Here is a 21,181-nt window from a genome sequence, read left to right on the forward strand (position 1 = left end):
GAAAGAACATGCCCGCCTACGCCCTGAAATGCCTGAGCGCCACCATCACCGTCAGCGTCCTCCTGAGCGCCTGCTCGGCGTTCGAGCCCAAGCCCTACACCGAGGAGGAAATGCGCCAGCGGGTGATCGACGACCAGGCGCGGATGTACAAGGAACAGGAACCGGTCAGCGGGCCGATCACCTTCTACGAAGCCTCGGCGCGGGCCCTGAAGTACAACCTGGACTACCGCCTGAAGCTGCTGGAAAGCGCGCTGGCCTCCGACCTGCGCGACGTCACCAGCCACGAGATGCTGCCGCGGGTGGTCGCCTCCGCCGGCTACGCCGGGCGCAACAACGATTCGGGCGGCACCTCCATCGGCATCGAGGACCGCCAGGTCAGCCTGCGCCCGTCCACCTCCGAAGAGCGCTACCGCCAGCTCTACAGCCTCGGCCTGTCCTGGAGCCTGCTGGACTTCGGCGTGGCCTACTACCGCACCCAGCAGAAGAACGACCAGATGCTGATGGCCGAGGAGCGCCGCGAGAAGGTCGCGCAGAACGTCCTGCAGGACGTGCGCAACGCCTACTGGCGCGCCCTGGGGGCCCAGCGCCTGCTACCGGAAGTCGACGGCCTGCTGCTACGCACCCACCGCGCCCTGACCTCCGCCCGCGAGGCCGAGGGCAAGGGCCTGCTGCCGCGCCAGGACATCCTCGCCTACCAGCGCGCCCTGCTCGACTCGGTGTACATGCTCACCGTGCGCCGCCAGGACCTGGAGTTCGCCCGCGCCGAACTGGCGGCACTGATGTCGCTGCCGCCCAACACCAAGATGGTCCTGGCCGACGTCGGCGAGCAGCCGCTGCCGCTGGTGACCAACAACGTCGAACAGCTCGAACGCCTGTCGCTGGAACGCCGCCCGGAAATCATGGAGGAGTGGTACAGGAAGCGCGTCGACATGAACGACCTGAAGATCGCCAAGGCCCAGCTGTGGCCCAACATCAGCTTCAACTACGGCTACGAGTACGACTCCAACAAGTACCTGTACAACAACGACTGGAACCAGACCGGCATCAACGTCTCGATGAACCTGCTGCGCCTGGCCCAGTACCCGGACATTAAGGCCGCCGAGGCCAGCCAGGAGAAGACCGACGACATGCGCCGCACGGCGCTGTCCATGGCCATCCTCACCCAGGTCCGGGTCGGCCTGCTGCGCTACCAGCTGGCGAAGCAGGAAGTGGAGTTCGCCGACGAAAGCCTGCGCGTCGATCAGAGCCTGCTCAGCTACGCCCAGTCCGCCCGTGGCGCCGCCCTGGGCAGCGAGCTGGAGCTGATCCGCGCCGAGGGCCGCTACCTGCTCTCGCGCTACCAGCGCGAAGCCGCCTACTCCGACGCCCAGGCCGCCTGGGGCCGGCTGTACAACTCGGTGGGCTTCGAGGTGATGCCCAAGGAGATCGAGAACCACGACGTGAAGACCCTCGCGCGGGAAATCCAGCGCACCCTGGAACAGCAGACCAGCACCAACCTGCTCGCCAGTACCTCCAGTGGCAAAGAAGGAACCGCCAATGCCGCGCCGTAAGCCGTACCTGCTCCTCCCGTTGTGCCTGATGTTGCTCCAGCCGGCACTCGCCGATGACGCCCCCGGCGGCCTGCCGCCCTTGCCCGACAACCAGGACCCGGGCGCCATCCGCGTGCTGCTGGTGTCCAACCTGGAAACCACCCTCTCCGCGCAGATGAACGGCACCCTGGGTGCGCTCAAGGCGAGCCTGGGCGACAAGGTCGCCAAGGACGCCGAACTGGCCCAGCTCAACTGCGTGGAAGTGAACGCCCGCGCCAAGGTCGCCGCCGCCGAGCTGAACATGGCCCGCACCAACCTGGCCGCCAAGCAGAACCTGCGCAAGCTCGACGCCGTGGGCGACCTGGAAGTCGCCATGGCCAACACCGAGGTGCAGAAGGCCGACGGCGCCCTCACCCTGGCCCGCGCCCAGGCCGGCTACTGCCTGGTCGATGCGCCGTTTTCCGGGCGCATCGCCAAGGTCTACGTCAAGCCGTACCAGACGGTGACTGCCGGCACGCCGCTGTTCGACCTGGTCAGCGACGGCGCCTTGAAGGTCCGCCTCAACGTGCCCTCCTCCATGCTGCCCAGCCTGCGCCCGGACATGCCGCTGGAGGTGGACATCCACGAAACCGGCAAGCACTACCCGGCCAAGGTCAGCGTGATCAACGCGCGGGTCGATGCCGTGGCGCAGACCGTGGAACTGGAGGCGAAGCTGGACGCCAGCTACCCCGAACTGATCGCCGGCATGAGCGGGGTCGCGCGCTTCCCCGAAAGCCATGAGTGAGCTGCTGCCGCCCCCCCAGCTGCTGCTGAGCCTGGCCAATGTGCGCGACAAGGCGCTGGGCGCCGACACCCTCGGCGCCCTGGCCTTCAGCATCGCCAACGACCTGTTCCCGCTGCTGCGCTTCCACCAGGCGCTGGTGTTCGCCTGCCACGACTCGCGCAACGAGCTGCTGGCGGTGTCCGGGCTGGCAAAGCCGACGGAGGACTCGCCCTATCTGGTCTGGCTGGAGCGCGCCAGCCGCTGGGTCGCCGCGCAACTGCCCGACGCCACGCCCACCTGGCTGGCCCGCGACGCCATCGAGCCGCCGACGGACATCGCCGAGGGCTGGAGCGAGTGGTGGCCGGCCGGCCTCTGGTGCGTGCCGCTGCACGACCGCGCCGGCAAGCGCCTGGGGCTGGTGCTGTTCCTCCTCGACGAGCCGCCGGCGCGCAACCTGCAACCGCTGCTGCTAGGTATCTGGCAGACCTGGGCCCACGCCTGGGCGGCGTTCGGCCCGCGCCCGCGCCTGCGCTTCTGGCGGCCGAGCAGGCGCCAGGTGCTGGTCGGGGTGATCGCGCTGGCGGCGCTGCTGCTGATCCCGGTACGGCAGACCGCCCTGGCGCCAGCGGAAGTCGTCTCGCGCAATGCCCAGGTGATCAGCTCGCCCATCGACGGGGTCATAGTGAAAATGCTGGTGCGCCCGAACCAGAGCGTCGAGGTCGGCACACCGCTCTTCGAGCTGGACGAAACCACCCTGCGCAGCCGCGCCGACGTGCTGGCCAAGGAAGTCGCCGTGGCCGACGCCGAACTCATGGCCGCCAGCCAGCGTGCCTTCGACAATCCGCAGAGCAAGAGCGAACTCACCGTGCTAGACGGCCGCGCCCGCCAGCGCCGCGCCGAGCTGGCCGCCGTGCAGGCGCAACTGGCGCGCACCCGCGTGCTCGCGCCGCGCGCTGGCGTCGCCGTGTACAGCGACCCCAACGACTGGCTGGGCAAGCCGGTGGTGACCGGCGAGCGCATCCTGCAGATCGCCGACCCGACGGCACCGGGCATGCGCATCCAGCTGCCGGTGGCCGACGCCATCGCCCTGGACCCTGGGGCGCCGGTGGCGCTGTTCCTCACCGCCTACCCGCTCGACCCGCTGCACGGGGAGATCCTCGACACCAGCTACCAGGCCAAGCCCAGCGACGAAGGCGTGGCCTCCTACCGCCTGCTGGCCAGCGTGGAGGACGCCCCGCCCCATGCGCGCCTGGGCCTGCACGGCACCGCCAAGCTGTACGGCGAGCGCGTGGTGCTCGGCTACTACCTGCTGCGCCGGCCGCTGGCGTCGCTGCGTGCCTGGACCGGCTGGTGACGCCATGGACATCGCCGCCGAAGACCTGCCCACCCCGCCGCTGCGCGACGACCTGCGCCTGGACGAAGCCGCGCCCGGCCCGGACGGCGAGCCGGTGTGGGTGATCCAGGACAGCGTGCTCAACCGCTTCTACCGCATTGGCTGGCTGGAGTTCGAATGCCTGCTGCGCTGGGAGCAGACGCCACGGCAGATCAGCGAGCAGATCGCCGAACAGACCGCGCTCAAGCCCGACGCCGAACAGGTCCTGGGCTTTCGCCAGTTCCTGGAGAACCACCAGCTGCTGCGCCCCGGCCCGGAAGCCCTGGCGCGCCTGGCCGCGCGCAGCCAGGGCAGGCAATGGACGACCTGGAACTGGTGGCTGCACCACTACCTGTTCTTCCGTATTCCGCTGGTCCGCCCGCAGCGCTTCCTGCGCGCCATTGCCGGCAGCCTCGACTGGCTGTTCAACCGCTACGTGGCGATGCTGGTGCTGCTGCTCAGCCTCGCCGGCATCGTCCTGGTGGCGCACCAGTGGGACACCTTCACCCATGACGTGGTGGAATCCTTCTCTCTCGAGGGCCTGCTCAGCTTCGCCGCCGCGCTGCTGGTGGCCAAGACACTGCACGAGCTGGGGCATGCGCTGGTAGCGACGCGGCTGGGCTTGAAGGTCGCGCACATGGGCATCGCCTTCGTGGTGATGTGGCCGATGCTCTACACCGACACCGGCGAAAGCTGGAAGCTGCGCAGCAACCGCCAGCGCCTGGCGATCGCCAGCGCAGGAATCATTACCGAACTGGGCCTGGCCGGGCTGTCGACCCTCGGCTGGGCACTGGCCGACCCCGGCCCGCTGCGCAACGCCCTGCTGTACCTGGCCACCACCAGCTGGGCGCTGTCGCTGGCACTGAACGCCAGCCCCTTCATGCGCTTCGACGGCTACTTCATCGTCTCCGACCTGCTGGACTTCCCCAACCTGCACGAGCGCGCCGGCGCCCTCGCCCGCATCACCCTGCGGCGCACCCTGCTGGGCCTCGACGAGCCCTGGCCGGAGCACTTCCCCACCGGCAAGCGCCGGCTGCTGGTGGCCTTCGCCTTCGGCACCTGGGTGTACCGGCTGCTGCTGTTCCTCGGCATCGCCGTGGCGGTCTATTACTTCTTCTTCAAACTACTGGGGATCTTCCTGTTCGCCGTGGAAATCAGCTGGTTCATCGTTCAGCCCGTGTGGCGCGAACTCAAGGTCTGGTGGCAGCGCCGCGCGCACGTGAAGCCGCGACGCAAGTGGGTGTTCCTCGCGCTGCTCGGCGCCCTCGTCCTGCTGCTCGCCATCCCCTGGCGCACCCAGGTACACGCCATCGGCGTGGCCCGCGCGGCGCAGCAACTGCACGTCTACGCGCCCTTCCCCGCGCTGCTGCGCGACCTGCGGCCCGGCGGCGAAGTCAGCCAGGGCGAGACGCTGGCGGTGATGGAAGAGCCGGACATCGCCGCCAAGGTGGTCGGCAGCGAGGCGAGCATCCGCGGTTACCAGGGCCGCCTGGCCGGCATGCTGGCCGACCCGTCGGGCCTTTCCGAAGACGCTGTCACCCGCCAGCGCCTGGGCGTGGAGTACCAGCAGGCCCGCGCCGCCCGCAAGGAAATGGCGCGTCTCAACCTGCAGGCACCCTTCGCCGGCCGCTGGCTGGACGTGAACCCGGACTGGAAGCCCGGCCAGTGGATCAACACCCGCGAGCCCATCGGCGTGCTGGTGGACCCTCGACACTGGCTGGTGGACGCGTACGTCAAGCAGGACGAAGTGCAGCGCCTCACCGACGGCGGCCAGGTGCGTTTCTACCCCGAGGGCGTGCCGCGCCCCATCGATGGCCAGGTGGTACTGATCGGCACCACCCGCATCAGCCAGCTGGAGCACCCGATGCTCGCCTCGCGCTACGGCGGCCCGCTGAACGTCAACCCGCAGGGCGAGGCCCTGGTCCCCAACCCGGCGCTGTTTCATGTCCTGGTCCGACTCGACGGCGCCCCACCGGGCCTGCACGAAACCCGCGGCCACCTGCAGATCGAAGGCGCACGGCGCAGCTGGCTGGGCGAAGGATTCACGCGACTGCTGGCAGTGGCATTGCGGGAGAGCGGGTTCTAGCAGCGCCTGGCACTGCCGATTGCGGACACCGCCCGCACGCCCGCCCCGTAGGAGCGGCCCTTGTCCGCGAACTCCCCCGCCACGCCTCCCTGTAGGAGCGAGCCATGCTCGCGACCCGCTCCGGCACCGACCTTGCCGGCTGGCGCTGGCTCTCGTAGGAGCGGACCTTGTCCGCGAAGTCCATCAGACCGCCGGACGCTCAAAGGCCTGTCACCAGGGCTGCCGCCGGCCCTGCCGACGGATCGCGGGCATGGCCCGCTCCTACAGGTGGGCATGGCGCTGGCTCTTGTAGGAGCGGATTCATCCGCGAAATCTTCCCGCCGGCAGACGCTCGCAGGCATGGCGCCAGGGCTAATCATCGGCTCTGCCGACGAATCGCGGGTATGGCCCGCTCCTACAGGGGTGCCATGGGTTCGCGAGCAAGCTCGCTCCTACGAAGAGCGACTGCGCGACGGCCTGGCTTTGGCATTGGCTTTGAAGACTTCCAGGAAAACACCCGAACACTCCGACCGCCCCGTTCAGGAGGCCGAGAGGAATCGGAGTTCCAGGGGTTGAGCGGCATGGATGCCGCGAGAGCCGCGATGGGCCAGGGATGGCCCGTCGCGGCGTGCCCCTGGAACTGCGATGGAGCGAGGGTATTTTTCGCCTGAGCGAAAAACCGGATGTCCGGGGCAAGACCTTTGGTTACTTTCTGTCGTTTGAGAAAGTAACTCGCCCGAGGGGGCGAAACAGGAAGCCTGCGCATACGCCGAAGCGGCGCGGAAATGCTCAAGTCGACGCAGCCAAACAGGATCGCCATTCGAGCACGAACAGGGCGCCGGCCCTGCCGGCGGATCGCGGGCATGGCCCGCCCTACAGGGGTGCACAGGCTCTTGTAGGAGCGGATTTATCCGCGAAATCCATCTGGTTGCCGGCGCTCACAGCCATGACGTCAGAGCCGAGCGCCGGCCCTGCCGGCGGTTCGCGGGCATGGCCCGCTCCTACAATGGGGGCCTACGCCACTTCGCTCTTCACTCCCGCATCCAGGTCCACCAGCAGCTCGATCATCGCCCGTGCCGCCGCCGAGAGGCGGTCGCCGCTGCGGGTGACGATGCCGCAGCGAGCCTGGAGGATGTCGACGTTCTGCGGCAGGTTGCGAAAATGCAGGCGCACCAGTTCACCGCGGGCCATCGGCTCGCTCAGCGCCTCTTCCACGGCGATGCCGATGGCATCGGTCTGGCCGACGATGCGCACCAGCGAGGCCATGTCCTCGCACTGCACGTTGGTGGTGATGTCGATCTTGCCGCTGAGGTTGGCGAGCATCTTCCGCGCGCTGGGCGGGATCAGCGTGGCCGCCAGCGGGTAGGCGAACATGTCGTTGGTGGAGAGGCTTTCCTTGGCCAGCAACGGGTGCCCCTCGCGGCAGAAGAACAGGCCGCTGCGCGGTTTCAGCGCGCGGGTCTGGAAGTTCGGGTCGGCCTCGAAATGACGGATGTCGGCGACGAAGAACTCGATCTCCTCGCGGCTCAGGCTGCGCGCCAGGCGCTCCCAGTTGTCCACGCCGAACTGGATGTGGATGCGCGGGTAGCGCTGGACGAAGCGCGCCACCGCATCGGACACCAGCTTCTGCGCCGGCGCCGGGCCGCTGCCAAAGCGCAGCTCGCCCGAATCCAGCTTGTTCAGCCGGGCCACCGCATGGCTCAGGTTGTTGGCGCCCTGCACCAGGCTCAGCGCGTGCTGCAGCACCACCTGCCCCTCGGGGGTGGGGCGCAGGTCCTTGCTGCCGCGGTCCACCAGGCGGCAGCCCAGTTCCTGCTCCAGGCCCTGGATGCTGCGGCTGAACGCCGGCTGGGTGATGCCCATGGCATCGGCGGCGCGAACGAAGCTGCGGTGTTCGTTGAGGGCAATGAAGTAGCGGAGTTGGCGCAAATCCATGATGCATTTCCGGCATTGAAAATAGTGGGCAAAGGCATTTGCCGCTTTCGTATGCGCTGGTTTTAAATGCAAGCTCTTATTCCGTCAACGAAGAATAAAACAAACATCTATTCTTTTATGAACTAAGAATATAGCTCAGACCAGGAGTCGCCCGATGCCAGCCTTGCACCTCCTTTCCTCGCGAATGTGCCTGTCGCGCTGTCGCTGACAGCAAAAAGCCGCTTCAACCCCACTGAAAACGTCGTTCGCCACTGCTGCGTGGCGCGGCCCCGTTTTGCCCGCGATTGGCGCCGGCAGATAAGGACACAGCATGACTTTTAGACATTCGCCCTTCCCCTTCAAACTTCACCGGCTGCGCTACGCCATCGTCCTGCTGGCCCTGGGCGGCGCGCTGCCGGTATTCGCCGAGGAAGCCGAGGACGGCGGTAACAGCAGTGACACCAGCACGCCGGTCAGCGCTGCGCCGGCCAAGGCCGACGCTACCCTGGGCAAGGTCACCGTGACCGCCCGCCGCCGCGAGGAAGACTCGCAGAAAGTACCCACGCCGATCACCGTGGTCGGCGGCGAAACCCTGGAAACCCAGCGCGTCTACAAGGTGCAGGACCTGCAGCAGATCCTGCCCAGCGTGAACGTCGCCTTCATCCATGCGCGGCAGTCGAGCATCGCGGTGCGCGGCATCGGCAACAACCCGGCCAGCGACGGCCTGGAAGGCAGCGCCGGGGTCTACCTGGACAACGTCTACCTCGGCCGTCCCGGCATGGCGGTGTTCGACCTGCTGGACATCGAGCAGCTGGAACTGCTGCGCGGCCCGCAGGGCACGCTGTTCGGCAAGAACACCACCGCCGGCGTGCTGAACATCACCACCCGCGCGCCCACCTTCACCCCCGAGCGCAGCGTGGAAGTCTCCGGCGGGCAGGACGGCTACTTCCAGGGCAAGGGCACCGTTTCCGGCGCGCTGACCGACACCCTGGCCGGGCGCGTGTCGGCCTACCGCACCCGCGACGATGGCTACATCAAGAACATCCACGACGACAACTACCTCAACGGCGGCGAGCGCCAGGGCATCCGCGGGCAACTGCTGTTCAAGCCCAACGAGGACTTCGACCTGCGCTGGATCAACGACTACAACGAGGAGGATTCCAGCAACGGCAGCATGGTGGTGTACGGCGCCGCCGACCGCTTCTGGCAGCGCGCCGCCGCGGTGGGCGCCTCGCCGATCCGCGATCCGGACCGGCACAAGGTCAACATCAACAGCCGCCAGCATGTCAGCGTGCACCAGGGCGGCAGCTCGGTGGAGGCCAACTGGAACCTCAACGGCGGCTACAAGCTGACCTCCATCAGCGCCTATCGCTACTGGCACTTCACCCCGGCCAACGACGAGCAGCTCAACGTCTCGGCGATCAACAACACCGGCGTGGAAGTCCACGACCGCCAGTTCTCCCAGGAAATCCGCCTGGCCTCGCCCACCGGCGGCTTCTTCGACTATGTGCTGGGCGCCTACGCGTTCAACCAGAACCTGGGCAACAAAACCTTCACCGACTACGGCCCGCTCGCCGACCGCTACCTGCTGGGCACCAACCTGAATGCGCTGAACAACACCTATTCGAAAGCCAACGGCAAGATCAACACCGACAGCTTCGCGCTGTTCGCCCAGGGCACCTGGCACCTCACCGACAAGCTGGACTTCACCGCCGGCCTGCGCGGCACCTACGAGGAGAAGGACGCCAAGGTCGAGCGCTTCTCGCCGGTGGGCGGCGCGCCGGTGACCGGCGTCGGCGCGGTGGTGCGGCGCAACCAGCTGGGCGCCTACGACTCGGGTGACCTGAGCCTGTACAGCTTCGCCCCCTCGGCGCTGCTGAGCCTGAGCTACCAGTTCACCGACGACCTGCTGGGCTATGCCTCGCTGTCCCACGGCGAGAAATCCGGCGGCGTGAACCTGGCCGTGGCCAGCGCCCCGACCGCGGGCGCGGACTCGCTGCTGGTCGGCCCGGAGCGCGCCAACGACGCCGAACTGGGGATCAAGACCACCCTGTTCGACAACCGCCTGCAGCTCAACACCAACATTTTCTGGACCGGCATCCACGGCTACCAGGCGACCACCCTGTACCAGCCGCCGGGCTCGACCCAGCTGGTCTCGGTGCTCTCCAACGCCGGCAGTGTGCGCTCGCGCGGCCTGGAGTTCGAGGCGACCGCCCTGCCGATCCGCGGCCTGACGCTGAACTTCAACGGCTCCTACAACGACGTTACCTACCTGTCCTTCAAGGACGCCCCGTGCCCGGCGGAAGTCTCCACTCAACCCAATGCCCCGGCCACCTGCGACCTCACCGGCCAGCGCGTGGTCGGCGCCTCGAAGTGGATCGCCAACCTCAACGGCGAGTATGCCTGGAACCTCGACGACGGCATCCGCCCCTACGTGACCGGCAGCTACTCCTACCGCTCCGAGGCCGAAGGCACGCTGGACAACTCCGACCTCTCGAAGATCGACGGCTACGGCCTGGCGAACTTCTCCGTCGGCCTGCGCAAGGACATCGGCGACGGCCAGCTGGACGCCTCCGTCTGGCTGAAGAACGCCTTCGACAAGGACTACTACCTGGCCGCCTTCGCCAGCATCAACGGCTCCTACACCGCCTCGGTGGGGCAGCCGCGCACGCTGGGCGCCTCGGTTCGCTACGACTTCTGATCCCCATCCGCCGCGACAGAGTGCGCGGCGCCATTGCACAGCAAGAGGACGATGAGATGAGCAACGCAGCACAGGCTATCAAGCAAGACCTCGTCAATCTGGACATCCACCCGGTCGCCGGGCGCATCGGCGCGGAGATCCGTGGCGTGACGCTCTCCGGCGAGCTGGACGCTGCCACCGTCGACGCCATCCAGGCGGCGCTGGTCAAGCACAAGGTGATCTTCTTCCGCGGCCAGACGCAGCTGGACGACCAGGGCCAGGAGGCCTTCGCCCACCTGCTCGGCAAGCCGGTGGCGCACCCCACCGTGCCGGTGCAGGACGGCACCCACTACCTGCTGGAGCTGGACGGTGCCCAGGGCCGCCGCGCCAATTCCTGGCACACCGACGTGACCTTCGTCGAGGCTTACCCCAAGGCTTCGATCCTGCGCAACGTGGTCGCTCCCGAGGCCGGCGGCGACACCGTATGGGCCAACACCGCCACGGCTTACGACGACCTGTCGCCGGAACTCAAGGCGCTGGCCGACTCGCTGTGGGCGGTGCACAGCAACGAGTACGACTACGCCAGCGTGCGCCCGAACGTCGACCCGGCGCGCCTGGAGGAGTACCGCAAGATTTTCACCTCTACCGTCTACGAAACCGAACACCCGGTGGTGCGCGTGCACCCGGTCAGTGGCGAGCGGACCCTGCTGCTGGGGCATTTCGTCAAGCGCCTGAAGGGCCTCTCGCAGCATGACTCGGCGCACCTGTTCGCGGTGCTGCAGGGCCACGTCACCCGCCTGGAGAACACCGTGCGCTGGCGCTGGCAGCCGGGCGACGTGGCCATCTGGGACAACCGCGCGACCCAGCACTACGCCGTGGACGACTACGGCATCCAGCCGCGCATCGTGCGCCGCGTGACCCTCGAAGGCGATGTGCCGGTGGGTATCGACGGGCAGCGCAGCCGGACGATCAAGAAGGTTTGAAGGTCCTCTGCCGCCGAACCCTCTCCCCAGCCCTCTCCCTGAAGGGAGAGGGAGTATCCGATTGAAGCGTATCTCCCGTGCGGTCCTGCTACGTCGGCGCAGGACTGGCACGTGGTTTCGCCTGGCACCGATCCAGTCCCCTCTCCCTTCAGGGAGAGGGTTAGGGAGAGGGCCGCCCATGCCTGAACGGAGCACTGCAAGATGACCCAATCCGCCCTCCAGCAATCCACCCCCGAACCCTTCGCCATCGTCCCCCTCGACGCCCCGCTGGGCGCCGAAGTCCGCGGTCTGGACGCCCGCGAGCCGCTGACGCCGGAACAGATCCTGGCGATCAAGCAGGCCCACCGCGAGCACCACATCCTGATCTTCAAGGACCAGCAACTGGACGATCAGCAATACCTGCGCTTCGCCACCCTGTTCGGCGCGGTGTTCCAGCCGCCAGCGGACGTGCCGGTGCTGTCCTCCGGCGCCGATGGTAAGGCGCCGGACATCGTCAAGGTAGCCAACACCGAGGACGGCGAACTGGGCAACTTCGCCCTGCCGGCCCACGTCGACCACCAGTGGACGCCGGTGCCCTCCTCCGGCTCCTTCCTCTATGCGCTGGAGGTGCCGAAAACCGGTGGCGAAACCCAGTTCACCAACCTCGCCCGCGCTTACGAAACCCTGGACGAGGCGACCCGCGCCGAGATCGATCCGCTCAGGCTGATCAACTACAACCCGTTCATTCGCCTGAAGAGCGGCGGCTACAACGGCACCTTCGTGCGCTACCGCACCCCGGACATCGAGCCCATCCAGGGCACCGAGCACCCGCTGGTGCGCACCCACCCCGAGAGCGGCAAGCGCGTGCTGTTCCTCTCCGTGCACACCGAGGTGGAAATCCCCGGCGCCGACCCGCAACAGGGCGCCGCGCTGGTGGAAAAGCTGCGCGAACACCTGCAGAAGCCGGAGCTGACCTACAGCCACAAGTGGTCGGTGGGCGACATCGTCTGGTGGGACAACCAGGCGGTGCTGCATGGCCGCAATGCCTTCCCGGCGAGCGAGAAGCGCCGCCTGAAGCGCATCAGCCTGTCCGGCAGCCGGCCGTTCTGAGGCACCGTCCCCCGCGCGGCGGATAACGCTGGCGGGTTATGCGCCCTACGAACCGGAGTATCCGCGGCGAGACTTGCCCTCACCCCAGCCCTCTCCCAAAGGGAGAGGGGGCCGTTCGGTGCGATTGGCAAAAATGAAGTCACCCGGCGAGCGCCGATTTCAGAACCGCTCAGGACAGTCCCCTCTCCCGCTCGCGGGAGAGGGTTAGGGTGAGGGGCTTTTGATTTTTGTAGGAACCTCCAGCCCCGTGGTGAATACGCGCCAGCGATATCTGCCGCAATCCCCGAAAAGCTCTGGAGAAAACGCTCTCTATGCTTATGCAAAATCGATTCTTGTCCTGAATCAATTATTCCTTTTATAGTTCCGCCAACTCGTCATAACAAGTTATGAACTATGGCCGAACTCCTCCCGCTCTCCCCCGTTCCCCTGTACAGCCAGCTCAAGGAACTGCTGCGCACGCGCATCCTCGACGGCACCTACCCGCCGCTCAGCCGCATGCCCTCCGAGGCCGAGCTGGGCAAGGCCTTCGAGGTCAGCCGCATCACCGTGCGCCAGGCGCTGGGCGATCTGCAGAAGGAAGGGCTGATCTTCAAGATCCACGGCAAGGGCACCTTCGTCGCCAAGCCCAAGGCATTCCAGAACGTCAGCACCCTGCAGGGCCTGGGTGAATCCATGAGCCAGCGCGGCTATGAGGTGATCAACCGCCTGCGCAGCTTCAAGACCGTGCCGGCCGACGCCCAGGTCGCCGCCCGGCTGCAGGTCGCCGAGGGCGACAACGTGGTGCAGATCAAGCGCGCCCGCCTGGTCAACCGCGAGCTGGTCTCGCTGGAGATCACCTGGCTGCCCGAGGCCGTCGGCAAGCGCCTGGAGAAGGCCGACCTGGTCAGCCGCGACATCTTCCTGATCCTGGAGAACGACTGCGCCCTGCCCCTGGGCCACGCCGATCTCGCCATCGACGCCATCCTCGCCGACGCCGAACTGGCCCGCGCGCTGGAGGTAGAGGAAGGCTCGCCGGTGATGCGCATCGAGCGCCTGACCCACACCGCCGACGGCACCCCGCTGGACTACGAACACCTCTACTACCGCGGCGATGCCTTCCAGTACCGCCTGCGCATCGACCGCCACAAGGAACAACAGCCATGAGCCAGTTCGACCTTTCCCAGGTTCCCGAGGACAAGCACCTCGCCTACGACATCGTGGTGATCGGCGGCGGCACCGCCGGCCCGATGGCGGCGATCAAGGCCAAGGAAGCCAACCGCGAGCTACGCGTGCTGCTGGTGGACAAGGCCAACGTGAAGCGCAGCGGCGCCATCAGCATGGGCATGGACGGCCTGAACAACGCCATCATCCCCGGCCACGCCACGCCCGAGCAGTACACCAAGGAAATCACCGTCGCCAATGACGGCATCGTCAACCAGGCGGCGGTCTACGCCTACGCCACCCACAGCTTCGAGACCCTGCAGCAGCTGGACCGCTGGGGCGTGAAGTTCGAGAAGGACGAGGTCGGCGACTACGCGGTGAAGAAGGTCCACCACATGGGCGCCTACGTGCTGCCCATGCCCGAGGGCCACGACATCAAGAAGGTGCTGTACCGCCAGCTCAAGCGTGCGCGCATCGAGATCACCAACCGCCTGGTGGTCACCCGCCTGCTCACCGACGCCGAGGGCGCGGTCAACGGCCTGCTCGGCTTCGACTGCCGCACCGCGCAATTCCAGGTGATCCGCGCCAAGGCCGTGGTGCTCGCCTGCGGCGCCGCCGGGCGCCTGGGCCTGCCGTCGTCGGGCTACCTGATGGGCACCTACGAGAACCCCACCAACGCCGGCGACGGCTACGCCATGGCGTACCACGCCGGTGCGGAGCTGTCGAACCTGGAATGTTTCCAGATCAACCCGCTGATCAAGGACTACAACGGCCCAGCCTGCGCCTACGTCACCGGCCCGCTGGGCGGCTACACCGCCAACAGCAAGGGCGAGCGCTTCATCGAGTGCGACTACTGGAGCGGCCAGATGATGTGGGAGTTCCACCAGGAACTCGAAGGCGGCAACGGCCCGGTGTTCCTCAAGCTGGACCACCTGGCCGAGGAAACCATCCAGACCATCGAGGAAATCCTCCACAGCAACGAACGCCCCAGCCGCGGCCAGTTCCACGCCGGGCGCGGCACCGACTACCGCCAGCAGATGGTGGAAATGCACATCTCCGAGATCGGCTTCTGCTCCGGCCATTCGGCCTCGGGCGTGTGGGTCAACGAGAAGGCCGAGACCAGCGTGAGGGGCCTGTATTCGGCCGGCGACATGGCCGCGGTGCCGCACAACTACATGCTCGGCGCCTTCACCTACGGCTGGTTCGCCGGCGCCAACGCCGCGCAGTACGTGGCCGGGCGCGAGTTCAGCGAGGTCGATAGCGGGCAGGTCGAGCGCGAGCGCGAACGCGTCTTCGCCCCGCTCCGTCGCGAGCACGGCCTGCCGCCGGCGCAGGTGGAATACAAGCTGCGGCGGATGGTCAACGACTACCTGCAGCCGCCCAAGGTGACCAAGAAGATGGAGATCGGCCTGCAGCGCTTCGCCGAGATCGCCCACGACCTGGACCAGATGAAGGCCAACAACCCCCACGAGCTGATGCGCGCCATGGAAGTCAGCGTGATCCGCGACTGCGCCGAGATGGCCGCCCGCGCCTCGCTGTTCCGTACCGAGAGCCGCTGGGGGCTGTACCACCACCGCGTGGACTACCCGCTGCGCAACGACGCCGAGTGGTTCTGCCATGCGCACCTGAAGAAGGGCGAGGACGGCGCGATGACCAGCTTCAAGAAACCCATCGAGCCCTACGTGATCGCGCTGGATGAGGATGAGCAGCAGGCTTACGAGAAGCTGCGGGTGAAGAGCGAGGCGGCGTAGAGACGGCCGCAAAGGCCCCTCACCCTAACCCTCTCCCGGAGGGAGAGGGGACTCTCCTGAGCGGCGAATGGATCGGCGCTCGCCGGCTGACTCGGTGCTTTCCACCCCCACCGAACGGCCCCCTCTCCCTCTGGGAGAGGGCTGGGGTGAGGGAAGGTCCGAGCACCAGAACCGCCCAGGAACACCGAACAGAATCAGCCCGCCGCCACGACGGCCGGCAAGCAACACCATGAGGACCGCGTGCAATGGCCTACCAACCCCAGGAAATCTTCTTCCGCTCCAGCGCCCCGGTGACGGTGGACGAGGACAAGTGCATCGCCGACAAGGGCTGCACCGTCTGCGTCGAGGTCTGCCCGATGGACCTGCTGGCGATCAACCCCACCACCCAGAAGGCCTACATGGCCTTCGACGAATGCTGGTACTGCATGCCCTGCGAAAAGGACTGCCCGACCGGCGCGGTGAAGGTCGAGATTCCGTACCTGCTGCGTTGAACCCGCAGCGCCGCTGCTCTTGTAGGAGCGAGCTTGCTCGCGAACAACAGCCGGCAGAGGAGCGTTCGCGAGCAAGCTCGCTCCTACGAAAAACCCAATAAGAAAAGCCATCCGGCCGCACCGCCGGACGCCTGATGCACCGCCCCTCGTTTCCCACCGCAGACCCGCGGCGGAGACGATTCCAACACTGATGATTCGAGGGGAACACCCATGACCTTGCGCACCACCCTGGCCGGCCTCGCGCTGGCCGTCGCCAGCATCACCGCCCAGGCAGAGACGATTCGCGTCGCCATCGGCACCCAGGACACCACCATCAACTGCGCCGCCGGCGGCCTGTTGATCCGCGAACTCGGCCTGCTCGACAAGTACCTGCCCCACGACGGCCAGTACAAGGACGCGCAGTACGACGTGCAGTGGAAGAACTTCACCAGTGGCGCGCCGCTGACCAACGAGATGCTCGCCGGCAAGCTCGACTTCGGCGCCATGGCCGACTTCCCCGGCTCGCTCAACGGCGTCGCCCACGAGGCCGCCGGCAAGCGCAGCCTGTTCATCAGCGTGCTCTCGGGCAGCATCGAAGGCAGCGGCAACGGCATCGTCGTCCCTGCCGCGTCCACGGTGCAGTCGCTGGCCGAGCTCAAGGGCCAGACCATTTCCGTCCCCTTCGCCTCCACCGCCCACGGCCTGCTGCTGCGCGCCATCGCCGCGCAAGGCTGGGACCCGGAGAAGGACGTCACCATCATCGCGCAGCCGCCGGAGGTCGCCGGCTCCGCCCTGCAGGCCAACAAGATCGCCGCCCACGCCGACTTCGTGCCCTTCGCCGAGCTGTTCGAAAGCCGCGGCATCGCCCGCAAGATCTACGACGGCTCCCAGGCCAAGGCGCCGACCTTCCACGGCGCGCTGGTGGAAGCGGACTACGCGCAGAAGTACCCGGAAATCGTCGAGGCCTACCTGCGCGCCACCTTTGAAGCCAACCAGCTGCTGGCGAAGGAGCCGGAGAAATACAGCGAGCTGATCGAGAAGGTCGCCGGCATTCCCGCCGAGGTGAACTACCTGTTCCACGGCCCGCTCGGCCTGCAGACCCGCGACCTGACCTGGAAGCCGGAATACCGCCAGGCCGTGGCCACCGCCATCGACACCCTGAAGCTGCTGAAGAAGGCCGACCGCGGGTTGAACGTCGAGCAGTTCGTCGACGACCGCTACATCCGCGCCGCCTTCAAGGCCTCCGGTGCCGACTATGAGCAGGCGCTGAAGAACTACGCGCAGCAACCGCTGCTGGGCAACGACGCACTGACCCACCAGCCGATCACCGACACCCGCAAGGTCGCGCAGATCTGGGTGCGTGGCGAGGCGAAGGTGCGCAGCTATGCGTCCGCCAAGGAAGCGCTGGGCCAGTTGGCCGAACTCAAGCAACAGGGCAAGGACATCCGCGCGGTGTACGCCCAGGCCAGCGACAGCGGCATCAAGCTGCTCGCCGGGCAGGCCTGGTTCGTCCGCGGCAAGGACGGCGCGCTGGATGCCTTCCTGCTGCGCGAACAGGCCGACGCCTTCGCCCGCCAGCACGGTGGCGAGGTCGCCGACTTCGCCGCCGCCAGCCAGCAGGCCGTAGCCAGCCGCTGAACCGGCAGCCAACCCTGAACAACAGCCCCGGCGGCCACGCGCCGGGGCTGCGGAGACAAGCCGATGAACAGCACCACCCTCACCCGCTGGAGCCTGCGCCTGGCCTCGCTGCTGGCCTGCCTCGCGCTCTGGCAGGTGCTCAGTGCGCGCCACGTGAACCTCGGCGTGGTCACCTTCGCCAACGTGCCCGGCCCGCGCGACGTGCTGGACGCCGCCTGGAACCTCGCGCAATCGAGCAAGCTCGGCCGCCACCTGGGCAGCAGCCTGCTGCGGGTGCTCGCCGGCTACCTGCTGGCGGCGCTCGCCGGCATCCTCCTCGGGCTGATCATCGGCCGTGGGCGCTGGGCGCGCGACAGCCTGCTGCCGCCGTTGGAAGTGCTGCGGCCGATCCCGGCGGTGGCGTGGATTCCGCTGGCGATCCTGATGTTCCCCAGCTCCGAACTGTCGATGATCTTCATCACCTTCACCGGCGCGCTGTTCCCCATCCTGCTCAACACCATCCACGGCGTCGAAGCGGTGGACCCGCGCCTGCTCGCCTCCGCCCGCAGCCTCGGCGCAAGCCGCCTGGCGCTGCTGCGCGAAGTGGTGCTGCCGGGCGCGGCGCCGAGCATCGTCACCGGGCTTGCCATCGGCATGGGCACCTCGTGGTTCTGCCTGGTGACCGCCGAGATGATCTCCGGGCAATGGGGCATCGGCTACTACACCTGGGAGTCCTACACCTTGCAGAACTACCCCGACATCGTCGTCGGCATGCTGTTGATCGGCGTGCTCGGCATGGCCAGCAGCCTGCTGGTGCGCCAGCTCGGCGCCCTGGTCACACCCTGGCAGCGCCAGGCCGGAGGCAAGCCATGACACTGCCCGCCAGCGCACCGGGGCGCGTGCGCGTCGACGGCCTGTCGATCCACCTGGGCAGCGGCCGCGACGCCTTCGAGGCCGTGCAATCCCTGAGTTTTTCCATCGAGCCCGGCGAGTTCGTCTGCGTGCTCGGCCCCTCCGGCTGCGGCAAGTCCACCCTGCTCGGCGCCCTGGCCGGGCACCTGGCGCCCAGCGGCGGCACGCTGGAGGTCGACGGCGCCAGCGTCGCCGGCCCCTCGCCGGAGCGCGGCATGGTGTTCCAGCACCACACCCTGCTGCCCTGGCGGCGGGTGCGCGACAACGTCGCCTTCGGCCTGAAGATGCGCGGCGTGCCCCGCGCCGAGCGCCATCGCCAGGCGGACGACATGCTCCAGCTGGTGGGCCTGAACGGCTTCGCCCAGCGCTGGCCATCGCAGCTCTCCGGCGGCATGCAGCAGCGCGTGGAGATCGCCCGCGTGCTGATCAACCAGCCGCGCCTGCTGCTGATGGACGAACCCTTCGGCGCCCTCGATGCGCAGACGCGGATGATGATGCAGGAGCTGCTGCTGGACATCTGGACACGCCTGCGCACCAGTGTGCTGTTCATCACCCACGACATCGACGAAGCGCTGTTCCTCGCCGACCGCATCCTGGTGATGAGCCCGCGCCCCGGACGCATCCTCGAAGACATCCGCCTCGACTTCCCGCGCCCGCGCCACGCCGACCTGCTCACCACGCCTGAATTCTCCCGGCTCAAGCGCCACTGCCTGGAACTGCTGCGCCACGAAGACGGCCGCCAGCTGCCACGCCTGACGCCCCTGGGCCTGCCCACCCAACAACGGATACCGCGATTCGCCATATGACAGCCTTCGACCTCAGCACCGACAACCCCGATATCCTCGACCTGCAACCGCGCCTGCAGAACGCCGACGCCGGCGTGCGCCGCATCGCCCTGATCGAGCTGGCCGACCTGGAAGAGCCCGACGGCCTGCCCTGGCTCGCCCATGCGCTGAACCATGATGCCGCCGCCAGCGTCCGCGCCGAGGCCGCGCGGCTGCTGGAAGCCTGGGAAGAACCCGAGGTGGTGGACGCCCTCTGCCAGGCCCTGGCCGACAATGACGAAGACGTGCGCGAAGCCGCCGCGCAGAGCCTGAGCGAACTGAAGACCGCCGACGCTGGCGTGCGCCTGCTGCCGTGGGCGACCCATGCCGACATCTTCGTCCGCCGCAGCGCCCTGCGTGCCCTGCGCGAACTGCGCCTGGAAGACGCCGCCGAACCGGCCCTGAACGCGTTGGCCGACAGCGACGCCGGCGTGCGCCGCGAGGCCGTGGGCATTCTCGGCTGGCTCAAGCGCACCGACGCGCTGCCGCACCTGGCGCGCCTCACCCGCGACGACCCGGACGCGGAAGTGCGCCGCGCGGCGGCCGGCGCACTCGGCCTGGCCATCGATGCCAGCGTGCTGCCGGCCCTGCAGGCGGCGCTGGCCGACCCGGCCTGGCAAGTGCGCGAGGAAGCCGCCGGCACCCTCGGCAAACTGGCCCTGCCGGAGGCCGGCGACGCGCTGGTCAAGGCGCTGGAGGACGACTTCTGGCAAGTGCGCCTGCGCGCCGCCCGCTCGCTGGGCAAGCTGCGCTACCTGCCGGCGCTGGAAGGCCTGAAGGGCGTGCTCGGCCACGGCATCAGCAACCTGCGCAAGGAAGCCGCGCTGGCCCTGGGCGAGCTGGGCAGCGGCGACGCCATCGACGCCCTGCGCCACGCCGAGCACGACGGCGACCCGGAGGTGCGCAAGGCCGTGCGCATCGCCCTGGCCCAACTGGGGCAATCGGCATGAACACGCCGGTCGCCCTGCACCGCTCCAGCGCCGACGGCGAACTGCGCATCCGCTGGGACGACGGCGTCGAACAGTGCATCGGCTTCGCCCGCCTGCGCGGCGCCTGCCCCTGCTCGCAGTGCCGGGCGGCGCGCCTGCACGGACGCATCGAGCTGGTCTCGGCCGGCGTCGTCCTGCAGCAACTCAATCTGCAGGGCTACGGCGTGCAACTGGTGTTCGACGACGGCCACGACCGCGGCATCTACCCCTGGGCATACCTTCGCGAACTGGGGCAACCCGCGCTCACCTGATCGCGCGGGACAGGTGTTCGAGCACGCGTTCGACGGCGCGCTCCAGGCAGCCCTTGAAGAAGTGGTCGGCGCCGGCGTAGAGCACCACCTCGCGCTGCGTCGGCCGCGCCCAGTCCAGCAGGTTGGTCAGCGGCGCCATCTCGTCCGCCTCGCCATGCAGCAGCAGGCAGTCGCCCGGGACGTCCTGCGCCGCGTAGTCGCGGCCGCCAGGGACGGTGCCGACCGGCAAACCCATCAGCACCAGGGCGTCCGCCGGCGGCGACACCGCGCCGGCCATGCGGGCGAACACATAGGCACCGAAGGAGAAGCCCACCAGCGCCAATGGCAGGTGCGGATATTCGCCGCGCAGGTGCGCCACCACCGCGAGCATGTCCTGCGCCTCGCCGATACCGTCGGCGTACTCGCCTTCGCTGCCGTCCACGCCACGGAAGCTCGGCCGCACGGTCAGCCAGCCGGCGCCACAGAGCGCGCGCGACAGCGTCAGCGGCACGCGGTGCCGGGGGCTACCGCCGAGCAGCGGCTGCGGGTGGCTGATCAGCGCGATGCCCTGCACCGGCACGCCAGGCCGGTCGATCAGCAATTGCAGTTGGCCGGCCGGGCCATCGATCAGTTGCGTACTGCGCAGTTCTTCTTCGGGCATGGGGCGTCCTGGTTGGCGGGGTGGAGCCGGCATTGTAGGGGCACGGCGTGCGGCCAGACAGCGTCGGGCGTTCAGGCGCCCGCACAGACAGCAGCGCGCGGCCGTCGTTCGCCCTTCTGTCGGAAGCGCGAAACGAGCAACAAAGAAACAGATATTTCCCACAACAAAAGAAGCGAAAAATTTGACCGGCTT

The 21,181-nt window shown here is 67.9% G+C and carries 17 protein-coding genes; 15 read left to right on the top strand and 2 right to left on the bottom strand.

Annotated elements, in window-relative coordinates; translation table 11 throughout:
- Positions 1–8: 8 nt before the first annotated feature.
- Genes N0B71_RS23515 through N0B71_RS23530 form a run of 4 tightly spaced genes read left to right on the top strand, consistent with a single transcriptional unit; the run spans position 9 to position 5,750 of the window.
- On the top strand, positions 9–1,550 hold the full coding sequence (locus N0B71_RS23515; RefSeq protein ID WP_259755238.1) for a TolC family protein: 1,542 nt from the start codon (positions 9–11) through the stop codon (positions 1,548–1,550).
- Positions 1,537–2,313, top strand: coding sequence for an efflux RND transporter periplasmic adaptor subunit (locus N0B71_RS23520; protein ID WP_259755240.1), 777 nt, complete (start codon positions 1,537–1,539; stop codon positions 2,311–2,313). The genes N0B71_RS23515 and N0B71_RS23520 overlap by 14 nt, the downstream gene beginning before the upstream one ends.
- The gene (locus tag N0B71_RS23525) at positions 2,306–3,646 is read left to right on the top strand and encodes an efflux RND transporter periplasmic adaptor subunit (protein ID WP_259755242.1); all 1,341 of its coding nucleotides are present in this window, start codon (positions 2,306–2,308) and stop codon (positions 3,644–3,646) included. Before N0B71_RS23520 ends, N0B71_RS23525 begins: the two co-directional genes overlap by 8 nt.
- Before the next feature lie 4 nt (positions 3,647–3,650).
- The gene (locus N0B71_RS23530; RefSeq protein WP_259755244.1) at positions 3,651–5,750 is read left to right on the top strand and encodes an HlyD family efflux transporter periplasmic adaptor subunit; all 2,100 of its coding nucleotides are present in this window, start codon (positions 3,651–3,653) and stop codon (positions 5,748–5,750) included.
- A gap of 993 nt (positions 5,751–6,743) precedes the next feature.
- On the opposite strand, the gene N0B71_RS23535 is transcribed toward N0B71_RS23530, so the two are convergent.
- Entirely contained in the window at positions 6,744–7,664 is a 921-nt protein-coding gene (locus N0B71_RS23535; protein WP_259755246.1) for a LysR family transcriptional regulator, read from the bottom strand.
- Positions 7,665–7,974: 310 nt separating this feature from the next.
- Here N0B71_RS23535 and N0B71_RS23540 point away from each other — a divergent pair, with 310 nt between their 5' ends.
- The 11 genes from N0B71_RS23540 (at position 7,975) to N0B71_RS23590 (ending at position 20,349) form a co-directional block, all read left to right on the top strand.
- Positions 7,975–10,344, top strand: coding sequence for a TonB-dependent receptor (locus N0B71_RS23540; RefSeq protein WP_259755247.1), 2,370 nt, complete (start codon positions 7,975–7,977; stop codon positions 10,342–10,344).
- Positions 10,345–10,400: 56 nt separating this feature from the next.
- Positions 10,401–11,306: a TauD/TfdA dioxygenase family protein gene (locus tag N0B71_RS23545; RefSeq protein ID WP_259755248.1), complete on the top strand. Its 906-nt coding sequence runs from the start codon at positions 10,401–10,403 to the stop codon at positions 11,304–11,306.
- A gap of 201 nt (positions 11,307–11,507) precedes the next feature.
- Entirely contained in the window at positions 11,508–12,395 is an 888-nt protein-coding gene (locus tag N0B71_RS23550) for a TauD/TfdA dioxygenase family protein (RefSeq protein WP_259755249.1), read from the top strand.
- Between the two features lie 393 nt (positions 12,396–12,788).
- Entirely contained in the window at positions 12,789–13,538 is a 750-nt protein-coding gene (locus N0B71_RS23555; RefSeq protein ID WP_259755251.1) for a GntR family transcriptional regulator, read from the top strand.
- Positions 13,535–15,286, top strand: a complete 1,752-nt coding sequence (locus tag N0B71_RS23560) for a fumarate reductase/succinate dehydrogenase flavoprotein subunit (protein WP_259755252.1) — start codon at positions 13,535–13,537, stop codon at positions 15,284–15,286. The genes N0B71_RS23555 and N0B71_RS23560 overlap by 4 nt, the downstream gene beginning before the upstream one ends.
- Before the next feature lie 245 nt (positions 15,287–15,531).
- On the top strand, positions 15,532–15,777 hold the full coding sequence (locus N0B71_RS23565; RefSeq protein ID WP_259755253.1) for a 4Fe-4S dicluster domain-containing protein: 246 nt from the start codon (positions 15,532–15,534) through the stop codon (positions 15,775–15,777).
- Between the two features lie 210 nt (positions 15,778–15,987).
- Positions 15,988–17,394, top strand: a complete 1,407-nt coding sequence (locus tag N0B71_RS23570; RefSeq protein WP_259755254.1) for an ABC transporter substrate-binding protein — start codon at positions 15,988–15,990, stop codon at positions 17,392–17,394.
- Between the two features lie 63 nt (positions 17,395–17,457).
- Positions 17,458–18,246: an ABC transporter permease gene (locus N0B71_RS23575; RefSeq protein ID WP_259755255.1), complete on the top strand. Its 789-nt coding sequence runs from the start codon at positions 17,458–17,460 to the stop codon at positions 18,244–18,246.
- Positions 18,243–19,091 (top strand): ABC transporter ATP-binding protein, encoded by an 849-nt coding sequence (locus N0B71_RS23580; RefSeq protein WP_259755256.1) that lies wholly within the window; start codon positions 18,243–18,245, stop codon positions 19,089–19,091. Before N0B71_RS23575 ends, N0B71_RS23580 begins: the two co-directional genes overlap by 4 nt.
- Positions 19,088–20,059 (top strand): HEAT repeat domain-containing protein, encoded by a 972-nt coding sequence (locus N0B71_RS23585; protein ID WP_259755258.1) that lies wholly within the window; start codon positions 19,088–19,090, stop codon positions 20,057–20,059. Before N0B71_RS23580 ends, N0B71_RS23585 begins: the two co-directional genes overlap by 4 nt.
- Complete coding sequence (locus tag N0B71_RS23590) at positions 20,056–20,349, top strand: gamma-butyrobetaine hydroxylase-like domain-containing protein (RefSeq protein ID WP_259755259.1); 294 nt, start codon at positions 20,056–20,058, stop codon at positions 20,347–20,349. Before N0B71_RS23585 ends, N0B71_RS23590 begins: the two co-directional genes overlap by 4 nt.
- On the opposite strand, the gene N0B71_RS23595 is transcribed toward N0B71_RS23590, so the two are convergent.
- On the bottom strand, positions 20,342–20,989 hold the full coding sequence (locus tag N0B71_RS23595; RefSeq protein ID WP_259755260.1) for an alpha/beta hydrolase: 648 nt from the start codon (positions 20,987–20,989) through the stop codon (positions 20,342–20,344). The genes N0B71_RS23590 and N0B71_RS23595 overlap by 8 nt on opposite strands.
- Positions 20,990–21,181 lie beyond the last annotated feature (192 nt).

Origin of the sequence: Pseudomonas sp. GCEP-101 (genome assembly GCF_025133575.1) — a bacterium.
GTDB classification, from domain to species: domain Bacteria; phylum Pseudomonadota; class Gammaproteobacteria; order Pseudomonadales; family Pseudomonadaceae; genus Pseudomonas; species Pseudomonas nitroreducens_B.

Coding starts and splice junctions, on each gene's coding strand:
- N0B71_RS23565 (WP_259755253.1), top strand. CDS start 15,532: ATGGCCTACCAACCCCAGGAAATCTTCTTCCGCTCCAGCGCCCCGGTG.
- N0B71_RS23525 (WP_259755242.1), top strand. CDS start 2,306: ATGAGTGAGCTGCTGCCGCCCCCCCAGCTGCTGCTGAGCCTGGCCAAT.
- N0B71_RS23590 (WP_259755259.1), top strand. CDS start 20,056: ATGAACACGCCGGTCGCCCTGCACCGCTCCAGCGCCGACGGCGAACTG.
- N0B71_RS23520 (WP_259755240.1), top strand. CDS start 1,537: ATGCCGCGCCGTAAGCCGTACCTGCTCCTCCCGTTGTGCCTGATGTTG.
- N0B71_RS23555 (WP_259755251.1), top strand. CDS start 12,789: ATGGCCGAACTCCTCCCGCTCTCCCCCGTTCCCCTGTACAGCCAGCTC.
- N0B71_RS23540 (WP_259755247.1), top strand. CDS start 7,975: ATGACTTTTAGACATTCGCCCTTCCCCTTCAAACTTCACCGGCTGCGC.
- N0B71_RS23580 (WP_259755256.1), top strand. CDS start 18,243: ATGACACTGCCCGCCAGCGCACCGGGGCGCGTGCGCGTCGACGGCCTG.
- N0B71_RS23535 (WP_259755246.1), bottom strand. CDS start 7,664: ATGGATTTGCGCCAACTCCGCTACTTCATTGCCCTCAACGAACACCGC.
- N0B71_RS23585 (WP_259755258.1), top strand. CDS start 19,088: ATGACAGCCTTCGACCTCAGCACCGACAACCCCGATATCCTCGACCTG.
- N0B71_RS23515 (WP_259755238.1), top strand. CDS start 9: ATGCCCGCCTACGCCCTGAAATGCCTGAGCGCCACCATCACCGTCAGC.
- N0B71_RS23530 (WP_259755244.1), top strand. CDS start 3,651: ATGGACATCGCCGCCGAAGACCTGCCCACCCCGCCGCTGCGCGACGAC.
- N0B71_RS23545 (WP_259755248.1), top strand. CDS start 10,401: ATGAGCAACGCAGCACAGGCTATCAAGCAAGACCTCGTCAATCTGGAC.
- N0B71_RS23575 (WP_259755255.1), top strand. CDS start 17,458: ATGAACAGCACCACCCTCACCCGCTGGAGCCTGCGCCTGGCCTCGCTG.
- N0B71_RS23560 (WP_259755252.1), top strand. CDS start 13,535: ATGAGCCAGTTCGACCTTTCCCAGGTTCCCGAGGACAAGCACCTCGCC.
- N0B71_RS23570 (WP_259755254.1), top strand. CDS start 15,988: ATGACCTTGCGCACCACCCTGGCCGGCCTCGCGCTGGCCGTCGCCAGC.
- N0B71_RS23595 (WP_259755260.1), bottom strand. CDS start 20,989: ATGCCCGAAGAAGAACTGCGCAGTACGCAACTGATCGATGGCCCGGCC.
- N0B71_RS23550 (WP_259755249.1), top strand. CDS start 11,508: ATGACCCAATCCGCCCTCCAGCAATCCACCCCCGAACCCTTCGCCATC.